Here is a 25,313-nt window from a genome sequence, read left to right as displayed (position 1 = left end):
CTATACTAATTTCTCTTCCCACTTATAGGTTTCGTTTAAGCTAAAAAATATAGCCTCAAGAAAGGGATCCTGAGACTCTATTTTTATTTTAGAAAGGACAGCATAACTTTCTCTGTTTCTTCTTTACTTAAATCACCTGCAATAATAAAGACTTGAAAAGCGCTATTCTTTCCTTTTGCAGGAACAATCATTTGCATTACTTTATAGGTTTCTTCTGTATCAAGACTTTCAACTAAGGTTATTTTTGTACCTTCTAATTCATAATTTGTTACCTTTTCATTATAATCCGCTTTTTTATTCGAGAATTCTATTCCCTCAGCAGTAACTGCAGATTGGTGCACAATATATACATTATCTTTACTTTCATTTTGATATTCATAAATAAAATCGGGATTCATTTTTCCAGTAGTCATCGGTGTATTAACACCTTCTCCAGTTAATTTAAACCCTTTTACCACATAACTTGGGGTGTTAATTGGAAAATCAACATATTTCTGTGCTTCCTTTTTAGTTAATCTAAAATGCGAATGAATTTTCTCTCTAAATGGTCCAATTTCTTCACTGTTTTTCTCATATTTTTTTTCCTCTTCTGGGTCTAACTTTTCAGGACTTCCTACTTGCCTTACTTTTTTATCTAAAATATGTGCTTCTGTTTCCAATGTAATGAATCGATCAAATTCTTCTTTCGTAAACAGATTCCTCGCCACTCCAATCTCTGTAAGTAAAGTATTATAGTCTCCTTCGGAAACAAAAAATTCTGCTTCTGCTTGTTCTTTTGTACCAATCATTTTTTCTACAATTCGCTGTATAGGAGCATCTGTTCGTGTTTTTAATTCTTTCATATTATTTTTCACTTCTAATTGTTGTTTCTCAGGGTTAGTCGGCTGATCAGCATGGGCGTTTAATAAGGATACAGATGATACTGCAATCACTGCCACAGCCCCTATCGCAGACCAACGATATGATTTTTTTTGGAATTTTTTAATCATTAGAATTCTCCTTTTTAACGCTCTCTTGTTTTTACTAAAATTTGCTATACTTGGTACTTGATAATAACTTGAGTAGTGTTCCAATAGACTAATAATAGTATGTCCATACGCAATTTGTTCCTCTGAATCTATACATGTAAGAGCTAATGCATCGCATGCTAGTTCTTGATCTTCCCGCATACATGAGTAGGCATACCATAGAATGGGATTAAACCAATTTAAAATGAGTAACCCATGCATAAGCCAATTCACACCAACATCTCTTCGCTTGATATGAGCTAATTCATGATAAAAAATATATCGTAATTGTTGTTCATCTAAAATCTTCATATGTACACTGGATAACAACAACTTGGGGCGAATAAATCCGAACACCGTTGGACTGGAAACCTTTCCAGATACAAATAGAGGGATATTCCGTTGAATAGACATAGATTGCTTACACTTTTCAAAAATCTGGACAATCTTCTCATCTGTAATAACAGGTTGTTTTTTTATGTAAAGTAATAAACGCCTGTTCATTATAAAAGTAGCAACACTTAGAAGGATAACGCCAGTAAGCCAAATGCATATAAAGACTGTATAAAACGAAATCGTCTCATCAGCATGCTTTTCATTATTGTGTGTTTGTGTCTTGTTTGCCTGATTAGTTTTTGTTGAACTTGAGGTATAAGTACCTTCTTTTGTGAGAATCCTTGTATCGTCTATACCTTTCAATTCTTGCATGCGTTCTTTTGAAAGAAAACTAGCTACAGGGTTTTGGCTAGAAATGAATGCATCATCACTCTTGTAAGTAAGAATAGAATAGATACTATAGGAACTATCTGGCGACCAAGGTAATACAAGTCTTATAATTAATATGATCCACAGCATATATTGCCAACGTGGAGTTAACTTATTTCTAAACAAGACCTTAATACATAAGATTAGGCCCACTAATATACTAGCCATAATAGTGGTCTCAATCATCCAATCAAAAAAAGCAGGTAGATAGATATTTATAAATTTTTCTATCACTATAATCTATCCTTCCTCTGATTTTCCTCAGTTTTCTCATCCAGAATACGTTTAAGTTCGTTAATATCTTCTGAAGACAGCTTTTCTTCTTTTAAGAAATTTACAAGTAAAGGTTTAAATGCTGCACCATAGAAACGTTTTAGCAAAGATTTTGTTTCTACTTGTAAATAACTATCTTGCGAAACCAAAGGATAATAAGCGTACATTCGCCCTTTATCTTGATGATAAGCAACTGCTTCTTTGTGAACTAATCGATTAATTAGTGTTCGAATCGTTTTGGGTTTCCAATCCATATTCTTCTCCAACTCTTCAATCACTTCATTTGCCGTTTGTGGAGATTTTGACCACAGTACTTTCATTACTTCTAACTCAGCTTCTGAAATTTTAGGTAATTCTTTCATTAGTTTATATTACACCCCTCGTATTACATTTGTAATCTGTAACTGAATATTACACTTGTAATCTCTTGTTGTCAAGCTTGTTTGGTGTTTGTGGTATCCTTTCCTATACCCATCAACATAAGAATGGAAAAAATTAAAAGAAGTTTAGACTCTCATGACCTGCTAATGAGATAAGAAAGTAAATCCTTCATGAATATTTTTGTTACTAATATAGAACTGGGTTTTAACTTCACATCTATTTAGTATTTGCTATTTTTACAAAGTTTCCACTTTGGTGTCTTTGTTTAAAAAAGTACCCAATTTCTTGTCTGGATATATGGACAGGAAATTGGGTACTCAATGAAATGTATCAGTAGATAATTCAGCATTTTTCACTATAAAATAAGTTCCTACTTTCATGTCTTTGTACAATAAAGATATATATCCTATAATACAAAAGATAATATATTTATATAACTGAGAACCCCTTTGTTTATGTCATGGGTATTTTATAATATACTACAGTTCTTTTAATATCCATTGTTGCATTTCATTCAAAGATATTTTATTATCATTTAGCATCTCAGCTGGAATAAGATACTGACATGAATTTACCTTAATGAAATAGTCAACACCATAATAATCTTCTGCCTGTGGCTCAACTTCATAGATACTAGTAATTTGAATATTTTCCGCTACTTTTAGGAATTTTGGATTTTCGATCCGGTAACGAACAGTTCTTTTAAGTCTTATGGCATTAGAAATATCTATTAGATTTGAACCAAATTCATCATTAAAAATAGCTATTTCTTCTTTTATTTCGTCATAGATCTTTCGATTTAAACTAGTGTGATGATGAGAAGTTAACTGTTTTAAAGGATTTAAGATGTCTATAATATATGTAAACAATAATTCGAACCCATATTTTGATATTTCTATATTGTAACTTATTTGCCGGTAAACATATGAAACTGAAACTTTATCAGCAGCATAATTTATTGAACTCATTGAGTGAACCGAAGCATTCCTGAACAACTTAAATACCCTGAATATTTCCTTTAATATAATTTCATCATCTGTAACGTTAGGTAAACTTTGGTATTTCTTACGATACGAGGCTCCTTGTAATTCTGGATACTGTACATCAATTGTAGCATCTAATATTGTAAATATAATCATTGTTTGTAATATGAAATTATTTGATAAATTTGCACCACCATAACTATCATTACAAGACATATAGATTTTTTTAGTCTTAGTTCCTTCTGAATAATTAAATTCGACCGGACGTATTTCAGTTTGTCTTATGAAAATATCTGAACGCTTTAGCAAATCAATCGTTTGTTCTATGAAATTATTCATCATATAGATGCCTCCAATTGTTTTACAGTTTAATTTGGTGTAAGTAATACCTCCAATGAGCTGATTTATAAATTTATACTGGCTGATTAACAGATTTCACTCTGTATGTATCTTTATATTTTCCAATAACTTCATCAATATTATCAAACTCAATACCTGCGTTTTTGGCAATTATCCTCATTATTTGGAGTGATCCATGTGATACTCCGTCCATAATATATTGGCCGATTGATTGACTAATAACTAATTGAGCAGTAGCATCTATATCATGTGATACACCGTATTTATATTCGACTTGCAGTCCTGTCGCCACTGATTTCCCGTAAAGTACTGGTGGATATCTAAAGCCATCTTGTAGTGTGTTCATGATTGAAATATCTATTACTTCACCATCTATTTCAATCCATGAGTGGTCAAAAATAATATTATTTATTTGAACTTCACCTAATTTTATAACAGAATTATAGCCTTTCTCTGTCAGCAGTATATGAACAATTGCAGAAATTAAATGACAGCCGCCTTGATAATCATGAACTACTATGAAATCAAAGGTACTTCTAATAATGTCTCTAATCTCTTTCTTGCATACAATTTTTTCAATACCTAGTGACCAGTTTTTGCGCCAATCTAAACAGCATTTCTTGTATTTTTTTCCACTTCCGCATGTACAACTATCATTCCTATTGACCATTGTGCTTCACAACTCCTCGTTTAGTAGATGTTTAGATAAACATTTTTTATTCACCAACACAATTATTTTTTACAAAGAGAAAAGTGTACAGTAACTTTAATTTCCACTCTAATATATTATTGATGAATAGGAATAGAATACCTAATGTATTATTGACACTAACGTATTGTTCGTATATTAGTATCGATACATATATTATATATACAATATATGTGTTTTGTATGAACATACTATATATTTATTAGGAAGTTTTTACACGAGAATTTACATACAAAAATCATATACCTGTTATTGCATGTATGTGTGTTGTTTAAATAAATTTATTTTCATTTCACATTTGTAAAGCCTAAAATGGATGCTCTTTAAAAAAGCATCCATTTTAGGCTTTACAAATGATTAATTTTTTTCGCTTCCTTTTTACGCTCAGCTCGCAGTTGCTCTAAAAATCCTAAAAATCCTAATAAAGTAGCAAAGGTAGCAGCTTCAGTAAAAAACGTAGTTGAACCAAGTAATCGATTTATGAATTCACTGGAAAAGATGTTGTTAAACTTTTCTTCATTTTTTTGATACAAGAAATAAAGATGGACTAAATATAATAGATTTCCTCCTAGAACTGCATAATACGCAGTATTGGGTATTATCCATTTATCAATCCACTTCCAGATAAATATAAAAAATCCTATAATACGCTTAATTACAGAGATTAATAACTTTATAAACCTTTTTCCGGTTTGGTCAGTTGGTTCAAATGCGAGAAGTACATATACAATTATAGCTATCACACTTAGAATAAGTGGTGTCATAATGCTAGAATCTCCAGTAACTTCAGATTTTGTCTCTTAGTCCCCATATCTCATTGCTCCTAACCTTTGTCGATAATATTACTTCTCTATATAATAATAATACAAAATAAGGGTGTTAAGTAAACACCTTTATTTATATTTTATTTACTCCTTATTATCCTTAAGATAAAGCATTAATTCTATCGGTGTTAGTGTTACAGATTTATTTACTCCAATAATATGTAATGTTGTTTTTTTTGTATGTTTTTCCAATAACTACGGGTTTGAATCCCTCTCCGGTTTTCAAATATCCACTGTCGCCTTCTTCCCAATTTAACTTTGAAGATTCACATCGAATACTTCTAGCCTCTTCAAAAGGTTGCGTTTGATTTTTTAAACGCTTGTGGCTTGCCATTTGCGTCTAAATGACCCGCTAACATGCCATCTATGGTCTTTCTTTTAACGGCTGTAACAATCCCCTTTCAAGCCATCTTCTGTTTCTACAATTAATCCTGGGAAACTTGTTTCTAAAGTTAAAGCATCTGCATCATTAATAGAATAACTAATGTGAGGAAAAAGATTTTTTGACACTTGATCTATGAATGCTTTCTTTGCGTTCGCAAGCATTTCTTCCTTTGTTTCTCCTATTACAACAAAAGTAGTTGGTGCTAATGCTAAAGTTACAGATTTCAAAATAATCACCCTTTTTTATAGTAGCTTTATATGGTGAATATTAACTGTTTCTGAAAATAGTATAGCAAAGTAGTTTTTCTTTCATCAACTATTCGTTAAATTTTTATTTAACGAACATATAAGTGATTTAAAAAAAATAACATTCTATGAAAAATATAGAATGTTATTTTCCCTTATTATATTAATAGATATTTAACTACTAGGTTATTATAAATATAATCTTACTTCTACTTTTATCCTCTTGCATCATAAATTTTTATATTTCTCTCATTTTTTTCTCTCATAATTACGTTCCCATTACTCCAATTAGCTTTTATGTACTCATTATATCCCATAAAATAAGTTTGACGGTCACGATCATTATTTTCTTTTGCTTCATCTTCTAGCTGTTGCTCGATATCTATTGCATTTATTTCTACTGGATTTGTATCTTCATATTCAGCTCGTTCCAATGCCTGCATTTCGTCATGTTGGTACTCTTTAAAATCTCTTCCTTGAGAATCTAGATATAGAAAATCGCCGTGCCCTGTAATCGGTTTTCCATTATATATTTCCCCTGTGAAGTCTTTAATTTCAAATGAAATATCATAGTTTGTAACTATTCCAGTCCATGGTTTAGCTATTATACCGCTAAAAGTGCTTGAGTCCTTGGTTAATTTAAATTTCCCTTCAAAGGTTTTTTTGCCATTTGAATATTGAATCCCATTATCGATGTAATCTTGATTCCAGCTACCTTTAAATTCTATTTCACCATTAGAATAATATGATGTCCCTTCGCCTTCCTTATAACCGCCTTTAATTTCTCCTTGATATATAATATCGTTCTTATAATTATCAAATAAGGTTGAAAATCCATCGTAAATCTTACCATGCTTATATTGGCCTTTGTAATAATAATTTTCTGTTCTATCGTTATTCAGTTGATATACTGTAACATGTTCCAATTCATCAGGTGCAAGTGTTTTTGAATACTTAACAGTGTAAAAATCATGTCCAGGAGAATAATACCCATAGAATTGTCCATTATCAAATTGTTTTGCTTTAAACTCACCGAAGCATTTCACTTCTTTATTAGTATTATAAAGTTTTCCGGTACCTATAAATGGTTCTGGATTATCTCCTGAGAAGAAAAGATTTCCGTCCAAAGTTGTTTCATAAAGCCCAGTAGATTCATTTTTATATGCTGGCGGCCGTTTGGACGGGGGGAACGTTAAATAATATATCTTTTTCAAAATAACATATAAATCAATATTTACTAATTCATTTGCTGAGGAAACATTATGCCTTTCAAGTACTTGAAGAGGTATAAAATTAGCAAAAACCTCTTCAGATAGTATTTTTAATTGTGTTTTTAATGCTTCGTCAGATTTGTTAGGATCATGTTTTTCCAAGAGGTTTTGTAAAGCATGTAATTGTTCATATAATTTGTACACTTTATTTAATTCTTGTTCTGTAAGTTGATCTCTTAGATTTGCTACATTCTTTATCCAATCTGTACTGAAATAGATTTTACTCGGCTTAGCCCCTATTCCTTTTAGTTCGTAATTTATGTAGAGCTCTTGTAAGTTTGAAATGCCTCGTTGAAGGTCATAGTATACAATTAGTGCATTTTCTCGGGAAACTTCTTCTTCTCGTTGGAATTCTAAACTTTGTAATTTCTCAGAAACTTTTAAGCTCCTTTTACTGACTTTCCATACAAAATAGCTGAATATGGATGTAGTAACAAAAGTATAAAATGCAAGTAGAATTGTAAATATATAAGATAAAGATGTTATAGAACTAGCTGTAGCATTTGGTTTCCCTTTGTACGCCCACATTTTTGATAGAGCCTCTGAATAATTACCAAAAATCATATAGCCGATAAATAGACTAATAATAAAGGGTACTCCAAAAACGCAGGCGAGCATGATTTTTTGTTTCTTGGAAATTTTAAATTCACTTCTTTTTTGCATGGCGCGTTTCCTCCAATAATATTTTCGTTTTAAATAATATAATATTCTTTTTTCAAGCACGTAAAAAGGTCTGCTCCCTTTTTGCAGACCTTTTATGAATAAAATACATGAAATATTATATTGATTTGTAATATACTTTCATTTTATGGTATGTACTGTAAGGTTGCAATAATAAAAACGTACTATATGAAAGATAAAAGCCCTCCTGTGAATAGGAAGGCTTTTATCTTTCATATAAGTGAATCCGATTTTATGATTTTAAAAATGAACGTCGTCTGTTATACCCCTATAACGCTGACTTTATTATTATACAAATGTATATAGAGGAAATCAATATTATAGTAATAGGTAGATTCCCCTGCTGCCCTTCTTTTTTAATAACAATTACATCACTAAAATTATATTTAAATATATATAGTTTTATAGTTTTAATTATTATATACTTATACAAGTGATTTAGCTCTTTCTAAGAGTTGAAATTACGTTATATAAGGAGTGGTTTGAATGAAAAACAAATTTATGCGTATGATCATGTTAATGCTGGTAATGATAGTATCAATTTCAGCACTTGCAGCATGTGGAAATAATCGTAACCCTGAAGAAGTTGCTACAGCATATTTTGAAGATGCAAAAGACGGAAATGCAAAAGATTTTGGAGAGTTATTTACACCAGAAGCAAAAAAAATAGTTGGTTTTATTGGCGGAAATGCAGAATTAATGAAATCAATTAATGAAGATCTTAAAAGCTATAAGATTAGAAAAGTTGAAGAGAAAAACGAAATCGCTACAGTAACTGTTGATGCTGTGTATAAAAAAGATTCTAAAAACGATTATAAAAAAGTAATTGTAATTGAATTAGAGAAGACTGACGAAGGTTGGAAAATTAGTAAATCATAATAGAAAATTACAGCCCTTTAATTAATTGAGGAACAGTACTTTTAATTATTCGTGATATCACATGTATTTTGTAAAAAATTTCTGTAGAATTATCGGAAAGGGTAACATTATTTTAGGATTACAATTTCTCTTTACTTAAATTCCGATGGGTAAAGAAGCCCTATAATAAATTTAATATTATAATCAAAACAAAGGAATCCCTTATTATAAGGGATTCCCTTGTTTTGATTATATAGTTACCTATTTTCAATTTCCCAGTAGCCAATTTATATAGTTATAGGTATTGGTTACCTAGGATAAAGTATAATTTCATTTGAAATCAGTTTTCCTATAGGCTGTGTATGAGCAGCATCTTTGTATAATTGAACCATAACAACTGTAGTTTCTTTTTCACGAACACTACCTATTTTTAGTTGTTTTATTGGAGTTTTCGAAGAAAAGCTTCCAACAGTTCCATCATGTGCTACAGACTCTAGGCCTTTATATGTTAAATCTGCAATATAATACATTGTACTACACTTTCCTTCTGCCTCTAATTGAATACCCACTGTTTTATTATTGGACTTATACTCTGTTTGATCAGTATTTACTCTAGCTTTACAATTGTTACCTGCAGCTGTAACTTTATACCATCCCCCCGATGCAGCTTCAGCATTTCCAGATGTAACGAAAATACAACCAAACATAAAACTCAATCCCATTAAAACTTTCACATAATGTTTCATAAATTTATCCCCTTTCTATTTATTTATATAAACATTATCATATTTACTTAAGTATTGGTTAATTTTTCTATATTTATCAATTGATTACAGAATATTGCGTTAACTAGATTGTTTCTTTGTGGGTGTAACTGCTGTATTTCCCTTTCAAATGTTATTTTTTCTCATTTCCCAATAGTTTTTTTAAAATTATTTTACTTTTTATTTAACGCTTACCTGGCTGTTTTCCTTTTTTACTTTTCTAATTACTATCATTTTACCAGCTGTGTGCTCTATCACACTTTTAAACTTATTTTCTTTAAGATACCCTTCCTTATTTTTTAACTGCTCTGTTACTAAATCTATAATTTGTTTGCTCGTAGAAGTCACTGTGTTCTTTTTTTGAAAATACTGTTGACCAGTGTATTTCTCCCATTTGAAGATTTTATTTTCCAAGCGTGCGTTTTTTTTCTTTAATTTTTCATATGTAAAATTCACTCTTTCTCCTTTATAACTATCGGTAACAATGAACTTTTTAAAATTATTACAGTAACCGTGTATGCATATCCAATGTGATATTACATGTTTTTGTATCCTGTTAAAACCGAGGAGAGCTTTTATATCATCTACTAACCCCAATATATAATATTGTTTAAGAATGCTAAAAAGAATAAAGGCTTCATTGTTGTTCAATTGCTGGATAAGAGAATGTTGTGTCAAATCACTAACGTTCGCTATTTCTATTACATACTTAAAGTTATCATCTACAGGGTTAATTTCACCTGAAATTATGTTTTTATGCAGTTCATGAATTGCATTTTCAATGAACCTTTTATATATATTGAATTTAAAAAATTCGCCTACTAAAGTGTATCCAGTGAATTTATTATCTTTGATTCCAAACTTGAATTCTTTTAGTAGTTCATAGATTTCTTGATCAATCTTTTCTTTATTGTGGCCACTTACTTTGTTCATGTTAAGTAATCCATTTGCAAGACCGTATATTCCACAAGTGGGCCCTGTTTGATTAATATCTAGGTTCATAATTTTTATACAACCTCCGATTCCTTCCAATATTGACCCGTAAATAAAAATATGGTATGTTTACTGTAGATTAGATATATATTGAATGCATATCCAATATATAGTAAGTATAGTACTTAACTGAATTGCATAAACTAAAAATGACGAGATGCTGTCAACATCCCGTCTCATAACTGCTACTGTCAAGGTGGTTGTTATTATGCATTATCTTTTTCTTTTAGACCCACGCTTGTACTTTGGTCGGTGAAGCGCGGGTTTTTTGTTGTCTTTTTTTTCGAATTGCTTTCTCAGTGCATATGCTGAAACCTCACGCACAACTGCTCTTGCAATTTCTTTTAAAAGTTCAAACAAAAATTCCATGTTATATCACCCCCTTTCCTTCCAAATGGAAAGAAGGGATAATAACAAGCCCACCTTCACACGATATGCAGTTATACTTCAATTTTACCATACTTCTACACTCTAGAATAGAAAATTTGCCCAATGTCAGTCTGTTCATAATCTTTTAGTTTAGGAGTTTTATAAGACTTTAGTTTACTATAATTAGAATATGTAAACTGTATTTCTAGGATTCTTCATAATTAACCTTATTTTTATACTCTATTCTTAGCTAATATAAATTTCAAATAAAGCTGGTATCTCTTTTGATGTATCCGCGATGTATATTTACCTAAAATCTTTAGCATACTCATAGATCTACTAAGTTCCAAATGAAATCTTTATATTTATAATCCTTGTATCCTTACCTCTCATATCTTTCTTTAAACTTTTTTCATCTTAAATAATATGCCCTTAAAATTATTCTTTATCCTTTTATCTGTTTTTCTATATTTTATATATATACCCTTTTTTTGTAATTTAAGAGGATTTTTTACGGGCATACTCGAAAATCGGACTCTCAAATTCGTTTTTAAACGGCATTAATACTTTGTTCAATACAATTAGACTTGATAGTTGAAAAACTCCTTAAAAACAAAAACAGACCCCTTATAACGTTTTTCGGTTTTTAAAGGGTCTATTCTTTCTGGAACTTCTATTCTTCTATGTCTTCTTCTACTTCAGCGGTTAAAATGTCTTCAGCAAACTTCTTGTAGCCATTATACCCTTTCTTTTCAGCCTTTTTCTTTATTGCTTCCAATACCTTTTCATCAAGGTATAGACTTAAATGCTGCTTTTTTTCTTTCGACTCCTCTTTTGATCTATTTTCAATTCTTTCTTTGAAAATTTCTAAATCGGATTTTAAGTATAATCGTTCAGTAGATTTCCCTTTAGCGATCTCTTTAAAAGGCAATATCCCATCTTTAGCTGCATTATGAACGTATGTCTTAGATTTGTTTAGAAATTCAGCAGCTTCTTTTAATGTTAAACAATCTTTGTATAATTCCTCTAGCTTTTTTACATCCTCTTTTTCAAAGCAATATCCTCCATCTGCTTTCCAGGTATCTAGATTGATAGGTTCGATGTGTTTATACTTAATTAAATAACCTAATTGATTTTTTGTTAAACCTACCCGATCGCATACCTCTTCTAAAGATAAATAGCTCATATCTCACCTCATCCGAAACTTTCATTCTAGCTGTTGTTTAAATTTTCTTAGTTGATACTTTGTTAAACCTGTTTCTTTTACTACATCTTTGATTGAGTACTCCTTATACTGCAGATATTTAAATGGATTTTCCATATAACGTTCTCGTACCTTATTAAATGTACTCTTTTTCGACAAAGAATTCAATTGATCTCCTTTCTCTCGGATGGAATCAAAAATGGGACACCCTTTACAATGTTTGTAGTTTCTTTGTTTTGCCTGTTCTTGCTCATCTGTACAATTCACTGATAGGTTGTTCAGAGGGCAAATTGAACAATGTGTATCTTCTAAATTATGGATTTCTTGTAAAATTTTTCGACGAAGATGAGTCAAAAAAATCTCCTCCTACCGTATTTGGATTGAAATGTACAAAAAAAACGAATTTAACATTTCCATTATATATCATCTAAAAAGAAACGTTAAATTTTAAGGTAAAAATATTATTTTAATCATTTCATTTTATACCACGATAAATTACGAGTTTATTGTGGTATAATTAGAATCATAAAAATTGATATAAAAATATTTGTTTTATATTTCATTCTATTAAAGGTTGTGTTTAAATTTGAATATTATAAATTACGGACATAATAACCAAATTGTAAAATCAAAATCAGATTTTTTTGATAGCAGTCATTTTGAAAAAATTATGGGTTTGGGTATCCGTAATATTGACTACTCCCAATTAAGTGAAGAATCATTAGTTTATTTATTTTTACACGATGAGCCTTCTTTAACGAAAAAAAGAAGTGAGCGAACAAGAAAACAGTATCTTCACGATCTTTCTCATTTTCTTCGTTACATAAAAGAAACAATCGGAACCATTCAGGATTTATCCCATAATGATATGGAAATCTATTTCTATGAATTAAGTAAGAAATATGCTGCCACTACATTACGTAAAAAGAAAACAGTAGTTCAGCAGTTTTTAAAATATGTGTATGATAACAACGGACTCTCAGACAACTTTAGTAGTCGCCTTAAAAAAGTATCCGTAAAAAAAGAAGAGCTGGTCAATCGTGACCTTTACCCAGAAGAAGTTAACCAGATCTTAGATGAACTGAAAAAATCCAACTATTTTGTTTACACTGCATTTTTCCTGTTAACTACAACAGGACTACGAATTGAAGAAATCGCAACTGCAAAATGGGCAGATTTGGTCTTTCATTCATCTTTAAATGCCTATCTACTTCGTGTAGTTGGTAAAGGGAATAAAAGTAGGGAAGTTCGCATCTTTGAAGATACATTGGATGCTTTATGCCATGTTCGAAGTTTACGTAAACAAACAACAGAACTAGATGCATCGAGTACCTCCGCTTTTCTCCCTAAAGCTGATGGATCAAATTATCGAGCGGACTATCTCTCTTCTCTTGTGGCCAAAAAAATAGAAGAAATAAATTTAGATTTTCTGCGTTACCGGCAGGATAGAATCACTCCTCACACTTGTAGGCATTTCATGGCTAATTACTTAATGGAAAAGGGTGTTGAACTAAAAAAAATAAGGGACTATTTAGGGCATGAATCTATCATGACTACAGAACGTTATTTAAGAGAGCGTACAAGACGTCAAAACTTGGCCACAATAGATATAGGAAATTCATTATTTTAGTAAGTATATATAATAGGAAGAAACTCGATTTAATGTTTCGATTTCTTCCTGTTTTTTTTGCTCATAGAACTCTAAATATTTCTCTATCATCATAACATTTAAACTAATTATTACAAATTAATTTAAATTATGACTTATTATTAGTCATTAGGACACAATTTACCTTTTCTGTTTTACACTAACTTTATAAATCAGAAAGGAAAAGGTGATGATATGTCCCATCTAAGCAAACGACTTGCTGAATTGAGAAAAAAACAAGGATATACCCAATCCGATATATCACATCGCCTAAACATTGCCCGCACTACTTATGCAAATTGGGAATATGGGAAAGCTGATCCTGATGCAGATTCCATCATGAAGCTTGCTGAAATACATAATGTCTCCATAGATGAACTATTCGGGCGAAATGCACCCCTCGAAAGTAAATTAGAATTAATTAAAGTAGCAATATCCGATTTGCCTCCACAAAAACAGCAAGAAGTGTTAGAGGTTCTTATTGACTACACCTACTTCATAAAAAAGCATTTTGCCAAATGAATGTAAAATTATTTTTCAGCATATTTTATATGATACGTGAGTTAAATGCACTTGTTTAATATTAGCCTGTAAAAAGGGGCTACACATTTTCAATGCCCCGCCCTCGCGGAATAATCTTTGGAAACCCTTGTGTTATCAGTAGATTTGATAACACAGGGGTTTTTGCAACTTTACTAACAATATAGTTTAAAATTTTGATTTCGTATCAGCTATCAGTTTGTGAATGTTTCACAAACTTTTCTTGTATTTCGAATTTGATATTTAGGAAATATCCCTAAAAACAACAAATGCGATTGCCTCCTATGAGACAATCGCATTCTAATTATTTAAAGGTTAACCCATCCCACTTCCAGGGTCACCCATTCTAGCTAATAATTGTTCTGAATCTTTTTTTACTAAATTGTTTGGTTGCTCTTTACTACCAACAACAGTGTAAACAATTCCTGCTGCTAATACAATACTTGTTACTACAAATAATAATTTCTTCATATAGCACCACCCTCGTACATTATACCATTTTTATTAAATTCTACCACTATTTTTTTAGGGAACCTACAATAGAACCTATTACCAGCACACTCTAGTAACACAATCGACTTTTCAATTAATGAAATATCATTCTTTGCTATTCCTAAATAACAATATTGCATCGGAGTTAGCATCCCATTTTTCTTTTCTAAATCACTCAGGATCTCAACTGCATTTTTGTAATTCCCCTTAATGATTTCTAAAAAAGACTTTTCTGCAGAATGATATATAACTATATTCTCTAATTCTTGCTTATTTACTAACTTAATGAAAGCATATGTGTTAAGAATTGATAGCTTTCTATGCTTTTCCCTTTCAAAATTACATGCTCCCAACTGCTTCAGTGCCTTTTTCATATACCAAGATGCACTATCATAGCAATCGAAAGTATATGACTCTGCTATATATGCAAGTGCGGATGCCCTTAAAAGATGGAAACAATCTTTAGAGTCATCTATTGCTAAAATCTCCTGACACAAACTCCTACACATTTCAAGATTATCTTGTACTAAATAGGCATATGCTAACCCTTCTTTAATCCTACCTAGATAAGATGACCTAATAAAACTATCAGTAATTGCATCTACATCTGGAAGTAACATTTCAGCATATTTGAACAGAGAATTATAGTTTTCTAAATCATACATAGTGTAGTAAGTTAATATACCACATAAGACCTTCATCTCGTTTGTCTTAATTATCTTACTACCTTTATGATCTTCAAGCTTAGATAATAATTCCTGCTTTTTAATTGTCCCATTACTTCTAAGTAATACCAATTCATATACATAAGCCCATTCCCTATTCATTGCAAGTGAAGACTTTCTTTCCTGTTCTACTAATAGCTTAAGAAGTGATAAATCACCTTTTGCATTGGCGTATTCCATAGCAATTCTTAAGTTCTTCTTGCTTGTTGTGACAGAACAGAAGGTGTGTAACATCTTTCGTTGTTTATTAATATCACCCGCATACAATAGCTTCAATAATTTAATTATATTCCAAAATCCAAATTGATTTTTCCCTGTTAAATTCTTCGAAAGCGTTCCTGAAGAAATTCCAATTATTTTAGCGATATCCTCTTGATTTTTCCTTTGGAAATCAATCTCATCAATAATTTTACTCAAGAATTTGTTTAATGTTTGTTCTGAAATTTTATCTTCTCTCTTAAGTGTTTCATTCATAAAATTCTCCCTTCTAAAAAAACAAGAATTCCTCAATATCCCTCAGTATATTTATAAAACCCAATATCATTATATCCGATTCTAATATAAGCATATCGAAAAAAATGTCGTTTTTTGTCGATATAAGAAGATAATTAATTATGCAATTGTGCATAATTGTAAGGCAATACAAACTAAAAGGACTCGAATAAATCGAATCCTTTTTTCTCTATTTCTTAACTTCAGCCCATTTATAGTTAAATTCTCCACCAAAATCATTTGTCACAATACCTTTTATAGAAGAGCGCTGTAAATACGATCTTCCTTGCTGGAATAAAGGCGCTACTGCCCCGTCTTCTAATAATATTTTCTCTGCTCGTTTCAATGTCTCCCAACGTGCATTTTCATCACCAGCTAAGTCTGTTTTCACTTGCTGAATTAGTTCATCATATTGTTTATTTGAATACTTATCAAAGTTATATGTACTATCTGTAGTAAACAAATCTAAAAATGTAATCGGATCAGGAATATCGGGTCCCCATACATCAACACCTAAATCATAATCACTATTTAAAAGCAACTGAATTTGCTGTTTGCGTGGCTGTGGTTTAACATGGACCGTTAATCCCTCTAAATTCTTTTCTAGTTCACCTTTGAAATACTCCGCATTTTTCTTGGCTATTGCATTATCACTTGTTAGCATTTCTAGTGTTATCTGTTCTTTTTTTAGTTCTTGTCTTGCTTTTTTCCAGCTCTCTTTCGCTGCATTTACATCATCTTTTACTAAATCCCCATTTTCTTTCCGGAAGTCTTTTCCGTCAGATCCTTTAGCAAAATTAGCTGGTATAAAACCAACTGCAGGAAGGGAACCATTGTTTAACACTGTATCTACAAAAGCTTTCTTATTCATTGCTTGACTAATTGCCAAACGAGCATGTTTATTTTTTAGTACCTCATTTTTTTGATTCATACGTAAAAACTGCATAGTTACTTCAGGTCGCTCTTTGAAATCAGAACTATTTTTATATTTATCTACAAACTCACCTGTTAGTCCTACACGGTCAATTTGACCTGACTCATATAAATTTATCTCTGTTGATTTATCTTTAACAATATCAAAGTTAATTTTGTCTAATTTTACAGCTTTAGCATCCCAATAATTCGGATTCTTTTTCAACTGAAAACCTTGTTCATGCTTCCAATTGTCCAGAGTAAACGCTCCGTTATAAACCAATTGATTTGCTTCTAAGCCATACTGCTTTCCTTGTGATTCAAAGTATTTCTCGTTAATAGGTAAAAATGTTGCAAACGTTGTCAAATCAATGAAATAAGGGACAGGCTGCTCTAATTGCACCTCAAATGTTATATCATCAATTGCTTTTACCCCTAGCTGATCTACAGGTAGCTCTTTACTATTAATTCGCTTTGCATTTTTTATATCAAAGAATAGAAATGCATATTCCGAGGCTGTATTAGGGTTCACAGCACGTTTCCAAGAGAATACAAAGTCTGCAGCTGTTACAGGTGTTCCATCCGACCATTTTGAATTTCTAAGATGGAATGTGTATGTTTTTTTATCTTCACTCACTTCATAAGATTTTGCCACACCAGGAATTAATTTGTTATCTTCTCCTAGTATGTACAGACCTTCAAACACATTCCGCATTACATTCATTGATTCACTATCCGTTGCCTTCGTTACATCCATTGTTGGGATCTCCGCTATATACGGTAAACTAATGGACTGTTTTGTTTCATTCTTGTCAATTGCTTTTGCATTATTTTTTGCTTCTTTATCTTCACTACTACAAGCTGTTAGTAGCAGACTGGCTCCTATAATAGAAGCTACAATCGATGTAACTTTTTTAAGCATCTTACTTTCTTCCTCTCCATATTTACGGTTTAATTAATCAAATTATCTATATATTGAACTTTATGGACTATACGGATATAGAGTCTCTTTCTCTAATAGTATTCAGGCGTCTTTAGTATCATATACGTAATATCTAAACATTAAACCTCTTATTACTTTACCATTAAAACCGTAGCATTCTAGAGATTATTATGTCAATCACTAAAATTTATTTTAAATTAAGTATCATTCTATTAAAAAATAGCCTGATTATATTTTTTAAAATTAGGTGTACCGCTAGCATTTCGGAAAAAACACGCTAAACAAAAAATAAAATAAAATAAGCTATCCATTTGGACAGCTCATTTACATAATTATCGATTTTTATCTATCACAGACTACATAAACTTTAGATTAATTTCTCTGTAGCAATTTTAATGTTCTATACATTGAATCAAAGAAATGATGAATATCTTCTTTTTCAATTACCCAATCGCAACTCGCATCATCAGTTAAATCTGCGCGCGTTTTTCGCCAAGGGTACTCCATATGTGTTAAGTCTTCTAAAAATTTCGCTTCAAATTTACTATATTTATCCCATATCCAATGTAATATACTCAACTGATCAGATGTTAAACCTAAATCATGGATAGATACATTAAAATCCTTATCAATTCTCTTCGAACCATATGATTTATAGCGATGGTATAAATCAGGTATTACCGGACCATGTTGCCATGCTTGGAAATTATCTTCAAATAAATCGTGTCCAGTGAAAGCGTGGCTCCATCCCTGAGCAAAATACATTAATTTCTGTAGTTTTAAAGGAGAAACTCTTAAATCGTCTTCATCTTTCTCATTAAATTCTTGCCCTTTTATAATAAAAAACTTCTCTACTGATTCTATAGAAGTCATTTGCCATTCATCATCTATATTTTCTATATTTAATAAAGTAAGCCTATCATCTAATCCCTTTAATAACTCACCCGATTTTACTGTATCTAATAAAAAAGATAACCTTTCTTCAAGTGCTTTTTTAGGTTTATCTTCAAGTTCATCACGATAATTATCAAATGCTCGTTTCATCGCGCGTGGATCTAAATATGTTTTAAAATGAGTATCATGTTTTTTCGTCTGTAAACTTCCATGTTCATATCGAGAGATAGTAGCCGGGCTCCATCCAATTAATTTAGCCATTACACGCGTACTAACCTGATAAAGTTCCTTACGAACATAATAAAAATCTTCTGCTTTTAGCATATCTTTCTTTTCCTGATATTTACGATAAATCTTATTATAGTTTCTATCTGTTAATTCATCGTTATCTGTGTACTGTCCACATTTAGTACACTCATAACGTTCAGCATCATATATGATAGTTTCGCCATGCAATTCAACTTTATCTTTAACAATTTTATGTTCAACCGGAGTTCGTTCAAAACAATGAACACAGAATTTTAATTGTAACGTCATATCTTTTTCCTCCTGTTTTTCATGCCCCCTCATGATTCCTTGAGGGGGTATGTGATTGTACGATCTGGTTCATGAAAAGAAACACAACAGGTAAAAGGACCATCATTGTCTTCAATAAAACTAAACTTAATATAAACTTCCATCGTTTTATTTCCAGTAACAACCTTTCCAAATTCCCACATATCACTACTTCGCAATCGTGGGGGAACATTACTGCTACCATTTGGATTTGGTCCTCTGTAATAATCTTCATAAGTTAGTTCTTCTTCAACAATCCGTCTTACATCTGCGGGTCTAAATCCTAATTCCAACAAAGTAGCTTCATTCTTATCTCTTTGTGCTAAAAGGATAAAATGGTCATTTCCCCGATTAATGCAATCAACAATCTTCTTTAAAATATCTTCAACCTGGGCCTGTGTAGCTCCGTTGAATGCTGCCAATAAAACCACATCCAATATTAAGACTAGTGTTCTCAGTCATACAATAATTTATTCAAGGATAACACTTTTTGTTATCCGTTAATAACATTTTATCATAAATTATAAACATTTGATATAAAAACAGAGCAAAACAATAAAAAATAAATTAACAATTACAAGTTCCTACATCGAAACAAGTAAAGCGAGAAATGAATGAAAGTAACAAGGATGCCCTGATTGCATCCCTAAAAAGGAAAAATAAGAAATTAGAAGATGAAAACAAGAAATTAAGAGAACAACTGAAAATAGCTTACGCAGATGTTTATAGAAAGTTGTAGTCAATAAGGGAACGCTGTTCTTCTTCTTCAACTATCTGGCTAGTTTGTTGAACAACACCTGTATATTAATTAATTATATTCCGCCTTTTTTTCGACAGTTTTCGACACATGTAACATTAGATATCTTTTATACTTAATAGAATATACTAATTAATGAAAGGAATTAAATATGGATATTCAAAAATTTGAAGCATTATTTGGACAAAAAATGAGATCTAATAAAGATAAAAGACTATTAGCAATCGAAGAATATCTAGCTTTTAGCCATGACATTGACATAACATTTGAAAATGATACTGAAAAATGTTCAGCATTCATTTTACAGATGATTAGAGAAGAACCAGACAATAGTGATGTCATCTTAGGAGATATCGCAGATATAATAATGGAAAGATATTCAGTAGGTCAGCCCTACGCAGTGTCAGAATTAGAAACCGGATTAAATTTAGAACAAATCAAAAATTTATTAGAAGAACTTTTATTAAATAAAGAATGTGAATATGAAAATCTTATTTTCTCTGATTGTCATGAAGTAACTATTGATAATATTAATGAAATCGTCGAATTCAAATGTAGATATAGAGAATTTTATGTTGATCCGAAAACAGATGAACTAGGACGTGAGATTCAAAGTGGTACGACTCGTGTAATATTTGACTTGAAAAACAAGCTATATATAACATCAATGGTCGGATATAACAAAATAATCAATAAATTAATTAATTTAATTAAACATAATTATCATCCCCAGATAAACATTAAACCATATTATTTACAGCAAAACATAAAATATATTAAAAATGCTGCAACTAGCGATTTTGCTTCATTAACATTACTAGTAATTAACTTAATCTTTAAGAAGTTTAATGACATGGGATATATTGTACAAAGTGTGGATTCATTATCATTTAACAATGAAAACGCACCAAGAATTAAAAATGCTAAATTAACCGGTACTGACCTGTTTAAAGACCCCGACGTTGTAGAAAGAATATATAGTACAGACAAAATAACCAAGTTCACTGTAAACATTATGAAAATGATTGGTAGCAATGCTGCACTCCTTACGAATTTAACTATTGATTTTAGAGGAATGATAAAGTTCATTTTTGATAATCAGGATGAAAGAACCTTTACAGTCTCTCAAGCATGCGTCGATCTTTTTAATGGTATCAACGAATTAATGGATGACGAACATACTATAGAGATAGGTCAAACGTTATTAAAAGAAAAAATGCAACGTGTAGCATTTGATAATAGACCACAATTTAATTTATTTATGTATACGTTAAAGAATGAGTTAACGGATTTACTTCCAGATAAATCCGAGGAGGTTAAGCGCTTTTTTCAAAGTACCTATAATGTCTCCGATTAATACTACAAAGGGGAGAAAAATATGTTTTTATCGAGTTCATGTATTATTGTAAAAGCTAATGGTGTGACACCTATTGATGAATTTTTGAGGAATAGTCATTTTACTCAACCCAAAAAAGGGCTAGATGATTATGCTTTTTATTCAATTAACTTTTATAATCCAGAAAAGACAATTGGTGAAATTCATTGGTCTGAATCTTTTCATTACGGTAAAATGAACTTGATAAATTTTATGAGAAAAAATAACACATTTATTCTTTTTACCTCGTCTGTTCAAAATTATAAAGTATTGGGTTATATATTAGAGCAATTATTCAGTAGCAATTTAAAAACTGAGATAGTTAAAATTCCATTAGAGTATCAATTCGATGAGCATGAAATTAAAGAAATTGTTAGTATAGAATCTCAGAATACCTTTGGTATAAGTGTCATTTTGAATATTGATGGAAAATATAGTTTGTTAAAAATCTATTCGAATGGATTAATTACTTACAGCATGACTAATGATCAAGTTATTATTGAAAAAATTATTGGTATTGCATTAAAAATAATTAAGTTACTAAAAGTTGGTGATGAGTTTTAAACATGTGTAAAGTTTGTGAAATAATAAAAAGCCTTGACAGTTATTCAGTAGAATATCTTGGGTGGATAACTGCAATTGTTGGAGGAATAATAGCATTAACAACAATAATTTTCACACATTATAACGAACGCTCAATAGAAAAATCTAATGACATCGTAGAAGAAATTCAATCAATTCTTCAGGAAAATAAAGATAATAAACAAGACTTACCATATAGTGAGTTGAGCAATAAGTTTAATAAAATAATACAAGTTCTATCGAATAACCGTGTTTATAATATTACTTTAATCTTTTTTGAAGTTATACTGTATGTTCTAGTAGCACTTTGGTTTTTTGGATCTTTAGGTTATGCTCTAAATGCGAAAACTTGGACCGAAAGAATATTAATTATGGTTGCTTCTTTTATACTCATAGCAGTATTTTTGTTTATACCAAAAATTATTAAGATGTTCAATAAAAATAAATCATTAATAATAACTAAGAATAATAAATGTAGCTATAATGAATTATTAAACTTTTTTCGATTCAACAATATACTAACCAAAAATGACACTATAAAAAATTTAATTCGTCCTACACTGAGGATATCCATTAACACAAGAGATCAAATTATTCTAGAATACAATCAAAAAGTTTCTATAACAGACTATTCTATAATCTTTAAACTATTAAAGGATAACGAAGTAATATATATTTGTTTACATATTAATAGTGATAAACAATCAATGCAATTCTCCACAGATTCAAATAATGGAATGATATTTAGAGGGTTATTTGATATGATACGTACTTCAAAAAAAACAAAAAGTAATATTTTTATATCTGACATAATATCCCAAAATAAGGTATTCAAAATAAATAGTATACCTAATGATGATGGAGATGTAATTCTTGAGATTGGCAATCAAGAAACGGTAACAAATAACTACGTTAACAACCTATTTCAACAAAAAACGTCTCTAATTAGAATTGATAATGGTTCACCAAATGGCGAAAAAGACTACGAAATTACCATGTTGGAATAAAGCATTCAATGATGAACTGCCTATTCAATTGTCAGACACAGATCTAACGATTGGACAGGCATTTTTTTATTAAATATCAATTTAAAGACAAATTAAAAATGGTTTTTTTCTGTTAATTTGAAATAAAATTTAATTAAAAAAGCTCCACAAACCCATATTATATGGTAGATAAGAAAACTCCGTTTTGAAAAAAGATTAATCAAAACGAAGTCTTTTCTAGTCAAATAACATGCTTTTTTATAAAAATGTTTTATTAAAATTCACTTAGAATTCTTTAATTAAAAGAGGAAAACAGCGTAATTTAAAATTTCAGTAGAAGTTTGGTAAGCGCAATACATTACAAAAATATTTTTGTTAAAAAAGTAAATAATATATATTATAAAAATAATTTAATATAAGGATTTGATTATTAGTGAAAATTAATAGAGAAGCATTCGATGAATTTAATCAAGTGTGTAATGATTACTTTGAAAAAGACGCAAATAAACATTTTGAAATAAACACTAAAATTATGTCAGCTAGAGCAGTTATAAATTATGCTTTGCAAGATATAAACAATAAAAATGATGATATTAATGTATATGAATTAATATCAGTTTCAGACAAGATATTAACATCAATAGAATATTTGTTAAAAAAATTAACAGTCTATGACAAAAAGAACGACAAAGACGAGTTTTATGGTGTTAAAGTTAAAAGTATAAATAGGGATAAATATGATTATTTCAAAGCGATTAGATCATATATAATTGCTCATCCTCTAGAAACAACACATAAAGAATTCTTAAGATTTGGATTTGGTGAAAATGTAGTATTTGAGGATATTCAAAAGACAAAAAAATTTCATAAAACTTTAATGAAAAAAATGATAGAAAATATTGAAACGGCTGATTATGTTATGACGTTTACGAGAATTAATTTTGATTTTGAAAATAGTAATATTGAAAATATTGATAACTTAGGCGAAACATTTCACAAAGGACTTAATATAGAAAAAGACATATTGAGTCTAATTAGATATGCTATTGATAACATGAAGGTTATAACAGAACATTTAAAAGTTATGATTTTACAAAATGAGACTACAATAAATGGTGTTGAATAAAGCGAGAATGGAGGTTTACAACATGAGGAATATACAGAAATGCCTAGGGAATCCATTTATTAAATATCCATTAGCCCTAATTTCAGCTATAGCTATAATAAAAACCGGCTATGATTTAGGCTCTTTTATAATAAAATTAAAATACATTTAAACCATAAAAAAGAAATTTTCTTTGAAACATCGTGACATTATTCAAAACATCGCGTCTTTTTTATAAACATCATAACTTTATTTAAAAGCCACATTTTCAGCAGAATGGACACAAGGATATAGGCATTAGATAAATAATATTCAAACTCAGCTTCGAAACTCATTATCAAAAATAAAAGCTCCTAACATATTAGTCATATATAGTATATTAGGAGCTTGATATTTTAAGTGTTTTTTGCATTTAGGTCTTGATAATTTACACTACTTCATTTTTTCGTTCTATGGACCTATACATTTTTTATACATCTCTATTATGGCGCGGTTTTAGGTTTCTCGTTTGTTACTGAATTAGCCAAAAAACTATATATAATCTCGCATACTCTTATGCGTAGGTGCTCTTTTTTTAATATGCAATACACTTTGTTTGTAAAATGTACTATTCAATGTCACAAAGAAAAGCCATCAATATAGATGGCTTTTCTTAATTATATGCAATAGGAAGAATGAACTTACTTAACTAATTGTTTTTGGATTTGCTTAATTAAAATTTCAGCCCCTTTAGGACTTAAAACGATTTGACCATTTGCCAATGATATATTTTTTTCTGAAATATCACCAGTTATTGCACAAGCATCATAAGTTTTGTATTTCTGTAAAATAATCTTTTCTTCTTCTACAAATATTTCCATAGGATCTTTTTCTGCAATTCCTAACGTTCTTCTTAACTCTTTCGGAAGAACAATTCGCCCTAATTCATCTATTTTTCGTGTAACACCCGTTGATTTCATGTTTATACCACCTTTTCTTTTTTCTAACTAATAATTACATATGAACAAGCGAATTCAATGATGTTTTTCTGGTATCCTCTGCATGCAATACTACAATTATATCTCTAAATTGCTTTGTCGTCTTTTATCTTGTTTTCTCTTTCTTTAGAATTTAGCGTAAGTCATTATTTTTTCTAGCTCACTTTGTACGCATTATAATCTGTGGTATAACGTTTTTTCTTCCTGTATATATATTCCTTTTTATAATTAAATTGTTAGGGATTCAATAGTAATGCT

General features: G+C 30.3%; 25 protein-coding genes and 1 pseudogene. 8 read left to right on the top strand and 18 right to left on the bottom strand.

Features of this window, described 5'->3' with window-relative positions; translation table 11 throughout:
* Positions 1 to 83: 83 nt before the first annotated feature.
* From ACTFRM_RS24730 to ACTFRM_RS24700, 7 genes are all read right to left on the bottom strand, one after another.
* Positions 84 to 2,006 carry a M56 family metallopeptidase gene (locus tag ACTFRM_RS24730; RefSeq protein WP_440043692.1) on the bottom strand — a complete coding sequence of 641 codons (1,923 nt, stop codon included), beginning with the start codon at positions 2,004 to 2,006 and terminating at the stop codon, positions 84 to 86.
* Positions 2,006 to 2,407 (bottom strand): BlaI/MecI/CopY family transcriptional regulator, encoded by a 402-nt coding sequence (locus ACTFRM_RS24725; protein ID WP_088021374.1) that lies wholly within the window; start codon positions 2,405 to 2,407, stop codon positions 2,006 to 2,008. Before ACTFRM_RS24725 ends, ACTFRM_RS24730 begins: the two co-directional genes overlap by 1 nt.
* Before the next feature lie 498 nt (positions 2,408 to 2,905).
* The gene (locus ACTFRM_RS24720; RefSeq protein WP_440043690.1) at positions 2,906 to 3,751 is read right to left on the bottom strand and encodes a hypothetical protein; all 846 of its coding nucleotides are present in this window, start codon (positions 3,749 to 3,751) and stop codon (positions 2,906 to 2,908) included.
* Positions 3,752 to 3,821: 70 nt separating this feature from the next.
* A complete protein-coding gene (locus ACTFRM_RS24715) occupies positions 3,822 to 4,439 on the bottom strand; it encodes an SEC-C metal-binding domain-containing protein (protein WP_440043689.1) in 618 nt (205 codons plus the stop codon).
* Positions 4,440 to 4,825: 386 nt separating this feature from the next.
* Entirely contained in the window at positions 4,826 to 5,242 is a 417-nt protein-coding gene (locus ACTFRM_RS24710) for a hypothetical protein (protein ID WP_440043687.1), read from the bottom strand.
* A gap of 438 nt (positions 5,243 to 5,680) precedes the next feature.
* On the bottom strand, positions 5,681 to 5,914 hold the full coding sequence (locus ACTFRM_RS24705; RefSeq protein ID WP_440043686.1) for a hypothetical protein: 234 nt from the start codon (positions 5,912 to 5,914) through the stop codon (positions 5,681 to 5,683).
* 233 nt (positions 5,915 to 6,147) lie between these two features.
* Complete coding sequence (locus ACTFRM_RS24700; protein ID WP_440043685.1) at positions 6,148 to 7,866, bottom strand: hypothetical protein; 1,719 nt, start codon at positions 7,864 to 7,866, stop codon at positions 6,148 to 6,150.
* A gap of 504 nt (positions 7,867 to 8,370) precedes the next feature.
* Between ACTFRM_RS24700 and ACTFRM_RS24695 the strand changes: the two genes are divergently transcribed.
* On the top strand, positions 8,371 to 8,763 hold the full coding sequence (locus ACTFRM_RS24695) for a DUF4878 domain-containing protein (RefSeq protein ID WP_440043683.1): 393 nt from the start codon (positions 8,371 to 8,373) through the stop codon (positions 8,761 to 8,763).
* Between the two features lie 287 nt (positions 8,764 to 9,050).
* On the opposite strand, the gene ACTFRM_RS24690 is transcribed toward ACTFRM_RS24695, so the two are convergent.
* The 5 genes from ACTFRM_RS24690 to ACTFRM_RS24670 form a co-directional block, all read right to left on the bottom strand.
* Positions 9,051 to 9,488 (bottom strand): hypothetical protein, encoded by a 438-nt coding sequence (locus tag ACTFRM_RS24690; RefSeq protein ID WP_440043681.1) that lies wholly within the window; start codon positions 9,486 to 9,488, stop codon positions 9,051 to 9,053.
* A 198-nt stretch (positions 9,489 to 9,686) separates the two neighbouring features.
* Positions 9,687 to 10,508, bottom strand: coding sequence for a hypothetical protein (locus ACTFRM_RS24685; protein WP_440043680.1), 822 nt, complete (start codon positions 10,506 to 10,508; stop codon positions 9,687 to 9,689).
* 204 nt (positions 10,509 to 10,712) lie between these two features.
* A complete protein-coding gene (locus ACTFRM_RS24680) occupies positions 10,713 to 10,868 on the bottom strand; it encodes a hypothetical protein (protein WP_000394778.1) in 156 nt (51 codons plus the stop codon).
* 673 nt (positions 10,869 to 11,541) lie between these two features.
* Complete coding sequence (locus ACTFRM_RS24675) at positions 11,542 to 12,054, bottom strand: helix-turn-helix domain-containing protein (RefSeq protein ID WP_086403052.1); 513 nt, start codon at positions 12,052 to 12,054, stop codon at positions 11,542 to 11,544.
* Positions 12,055 to 12,075: 21 nt separating this feature from the next.
* Positions 12,076 to 12,426: a zinc-finger domain-containing protein gene (locus tag ACTFRM_RS24670; RefSeq protein WP_440043677.1), complete on the bottom strand. Its 351-nt coding sequence runs from the start codon at positions 12,424 to 12,426 to the stop codon at positions 12,076 to 12,078.
* Positions 12,427 to 12,658: 232 nt separating this feature from the next.
* Between ACTFRM_RS24670 and ACTFRM_RS24665 the strand changes: the two genes are divergently transcribed.
* Entirely contained in the window at positions 12,659 to 13,702 is a 1,044-nt protein-coding gene (locus tag ACTFRM_RS24665) for a tyrosine-type recombinase/integrase (protein WP_440043675.1), read from the top strand.
* 213 nt (positions 13,703 to 13,915) lie between these two features.
* Positions 13,916 to 14,242 carry a helix-turn-helix domain-containing protein gene (locus ACTFRM_RS24660; protein WP_076775908.1) on the top strand — a complete coding sequence of 109 codons (327 nt, stop codon included), beginning with the start codon at positions 13,916 to 13,918 and terminating at the stop codon, positions 14,240 to 14,242.
* A 333-nt stretch (positions 14,243 to 14,575) separates the two neighbouring features.
* On the opposite strand, the gene ACTFRM_RS24655 is transcribed toward ACTFRM_RS24660, so the two are convergent.
* The 5 genes from ACTFRM_RS24655 to ACTFRM_RS24635 all read right to left on the bottom strand — a co-directional run bounded on the left by ACTFRM_RS24655 (position 14,576) and on the right by ACTFRM_RS24635 (position 19,704).
* Positions 14,576 to 14,731 carry a hypothetical protein gene (locus ACTFRM_RS24655; protein ID WP_000734602.1) on the bottom strand — a complete coding sequence of 52 codons (156 nt, stop codon included), beginning with the start codon at positions 14,729 to 14,731 and terminating at the stop codon, positions 14,576 to 14,578.
* Positions 14,728 to 15,951 (bottom strand): AimR family lysis-lysogeny pheromone receptor, encoded by a 1,224-nt coding sequence (locus ACTFRM_RS24650; RefSeq protein ID WP_440043673.1) that lies wholly within the window; start codon positions 15,949 to 15,951, stop codon positions 14,728 to 14,730. Before ACTFRM_RS24650 ends, ACTFRM_RS24655 begins: the two co-directional genes overlap by 4 nt.
* 208 nt (positions 15,952 to 16,159) lie before the next feature.
* Positions 16,160 to 17,803: a peptide ABC transporter substrate-binding protein gene (locus tag ACTFRM_RS24645; RefSeq protein WP_440043671.1), complete on the bottom strand. Its 1,644-nt coding sequence runs from the start codon at positions 17,801 to 17,803 to the stop codon at positions 16,160 to 16,162.
* A 393-nt stretch (positions 17,804 to 18,196) separates the two neighbouring features.
* Entirely contained in the window at positions 18,197 to 19,255 is a 1,059-nt protein-coding gene (locus tag ACTFRM_RS24640; protein ID WP_000174967.1) for a type II toxin-antitoxin system antitoxin SocA domain-containing protein, read from the bottom strand.
* 29 nt (positions 19,256 to 19,284) lie between these two features.
* Positions 19,285 to 19,704 carry a type II toxin-antitoxin system MqsR family toxin gene (locus ACTFRM_RS24635; protein ID WP_002061732.1) on the bottom strand — a complete coding sequence of 140 codons (420 nt, stop codon included), beginning with the start codon at positions 19,702 to 19,704 and terminating at the stop codon, positions 19,285 to 19,287.
* 140 nt (positions 19,705 to 19,844) lie between these two features.
* Between ACTFRM_RS24635 and ACTFRM_RS24630 the strand changes: the two are divergent.
* The 5 genes and pseudogenes from ACTFRM_RS24630 to ACTFRM_RS24610 all read left to right on the top strand — a co-directional run.
* Positions 19,845 to 20,012, top strand: a pseudogene (locus tag ACTFRM_RS24630) (DUF6262 family protein); the annotation flags it as partial.
* Between the two features lie 169 nt (positions 20,013 to 20,181).
* The gene (locus ACTFRM_RS24625; protein WP_440043668.1) at positions 20,182 to 21,387 is read left to right on the top strand and encodes a hypothetical protein; all 1,206 of its coding nucleotides are present in this window, start codon (positions 20,182 to 20,184) and stop codon (positions 21,385 to 21,387) included.
* 21 nt (positions 21,388 to 21,408) lie between these two features.
* Positions 21,409 to 21,969, top strand: coding sequence for a hypothetical protein (locus ACTFRM_RS24620; protein ID WP_417053175.1), 561 nt, complete (start codon positions 21,409 to 21,411; stop codon positions 21,967 to 21,969).
* Positions 21,970 to 21,971: 2 nt separating this feature from the next.
* Positions 21,972 to 22,994 (top strand): hypothetical protein, encoded by a 1,023-nt coding sequence (locus ACTFRM_RS24615; protein ID WP_440043666.1) that lies wholly within the window; start codon positions 21,972 to 21,974, stop codon positions 22,992 to 22,994.
* A gap of 412 nt (positions 22,995 to 23,406) precedes the next feature.
* Complete coding sequence (locus tag ACTFRM_RS24610) at positions 23,407 to 24,099, top strand: hypothetical protein (RefSeq protein WP_440043664.1); 693 nt, start codon at positions 23,407 to 23,409, stop codon at positions 24,097 to 24,099.
* A gap of 659 nt (positions 24,100 to 24,758) precedes the next feature.
* Here ACTFRM_RS24610 and ACTFRM_RS24605 read toward each other — a convergent pair.
* Complete coding sequence (locus tag ACTFRM_RS24605; RefSeq protein WP_440043662.1) at positions 24,759 to 25,037, bottom strand: AbrB/MazE/SpoVT family DNA-binding domain-containing protein; 279 nt, start codon at positions 25,035 to 25,037, stop codon at positions 24,759 to 24,761.
* Positions 25,038 to 25,313 lie beyond the last annotated feature (276 nt).

Origin of the sequence: Bacillus cereus group sp. MYBK227-1, from assembly GCF_051916325.1 — a bacterium.
Taxonomy (GTDB): Bacteria; Bacillota; Bacilli; order Bacillales; family Bacillaceae_G; genus Bacillus_A; species Bacillus_A cereus.
Note: the sequence above shows the minus strand (reverse complement) of the source record. Positions and strands in the feature narration are given on the sequence as shown.

Excerpts from the sequence above, each read along its gene's own strand:
- ACTFRM_RS24620 (WP_417053175.1), top strand. The coding sequence starts at position 21,409 with ATGTTTTTATCGAGTTCATGTATTATTGTAAAAGCTAATGGTGTGACA.
- ACTFRM_RS24650 (WP_440043673.1), bottom strand. The coding sequence starts at position 15,951 with ATGAATGAAACACTTAAGAGAGAAGATAAAATTTCAGAACAAACATTA.
- ACTFRM_RS24680 (WP_000394778.1), bottom strand. The coding sequence starts at position 10,868 with ATGGAATTTTTGTTTGAACTTTTAAAAGAAATTGCAAGAGCAGTTGTG.
- ACTFRM_RS24700 (WP_440043685.1), bottom strand. The coding sequence starts at position 7,866 with ATGCAAAAAAGAAGTGAATTTAAAATTTCCAAGAAACAAAAAATCATG.
- ACTFRM_RS24725 (WP_088021374.1), bottom strand. The coding sequence starts at position 2,407 with ATGAAAGAATTACCTAAAATTTCAGAAGCTGAGTTAGAAGTAATGAAA.
- ACTFRM_RS24690 (WP_440043681.1), bottom strand. The coding sequence starts at position 9,488 with ATGAAACATTATGTGAAAGTTTTAATGGGATTGAGTTTTATGTTTGGT.
- ACTFRM_RS24640 (WP_000174967.1), bottom strand. The coding sequence starts at position 19,255 with ATGACGTTACAATTAAAATTCTGTGTTCATTGTTTTGAACGAACTCCG.
- ACTFRM_RS24685 (WP_440043680.1), bottom strand. The coding sequence starts at position 10,508 with ATGAACCTAGATATTAATCAAACAGGGCCCACTTGTGGAATATACGGT.
- ACTFRM_RS24675 (WP_086403052.1), bottom strand. The coding sequence starts at position 12,054 with ATGAGCTATTTATCTTTAGAAGAGGTATGCGATCGGGTAGGTTTAACA.
- ACTFRM_RS24615 (WP_440043666.1), top strand. The coding sequence starts at position 21,972 with ATGTGTAAAGTTTGTGAAATAATAAAAAGCCTTGACAGTTATTCAGTA.
- ACTFRM_RS24605 (WP_440043662.1), bottom strand. The coding sequence starts at position 25,037 with ATGAAATCAACGGGTGTTACACGAAAAATAGATGAATTAGGGCGAATT.
- ACTFRM_RS24660 (WP_076775908.1), top strand. The coding sequence starts at position 13,916 with ATGTCCCATCTAAGCAAACGACTTGCTGAATTGAGAAAAAAACAAGGA.
- ACTFRM_RS24645 (WP_440043671.1), bottom strand. The coding sequence starts at position 17,803 with ATGCTTAAAAAAGTTACATCGATTGTAGCTTCTATTATAGGAGCCAGT.
- ACTFRM_RS24710 (WP_440043687.1), bottom strand. The coding sequence starts at position 5,242 with ATGACACCACTTATTCTAAGTGTGATAGCTATAATTGTATATGTACTT.
- ACTFRM_RS24655 (WP_000734602.1), bottom strand. The coding sequence starts at position 14,731 with ATGAAGAAATTATTATTTGTAGTAACAAGTATTGTATTAGCAGCAGGA.
- ACTFRM_RS24715 (WP_440043689.1), bottom strand. The coding sequence starts at position 4,439 with ATGGTCAATAGGAATGATAGTTGTACATGCGGAAGTGGAAAAAAATAC.
- ACTFRM_RS24720 (WP_440043690.1), bottom strand. The coding sequence starts at position 3,751 with ATGATGAATAATTTCATAGAACAAACGATTGATTTGCTAAAGCGTTCA.
- ACTFRM_RS24625 (WP_440043668.1), top strand. The coding sequence starts at position 20,182 with ATGGATATTCAAAAATTTGAAGCATTATTTGGACAAAAAATGAGATCT.
- ACTFRM_RS24695 (WP_440043683.1), top strand. The coding sequence starts at position 8,371 with ATGAAAAACAAATTTATGCGTATGATCATGTTAATGCTGGTAATGATA.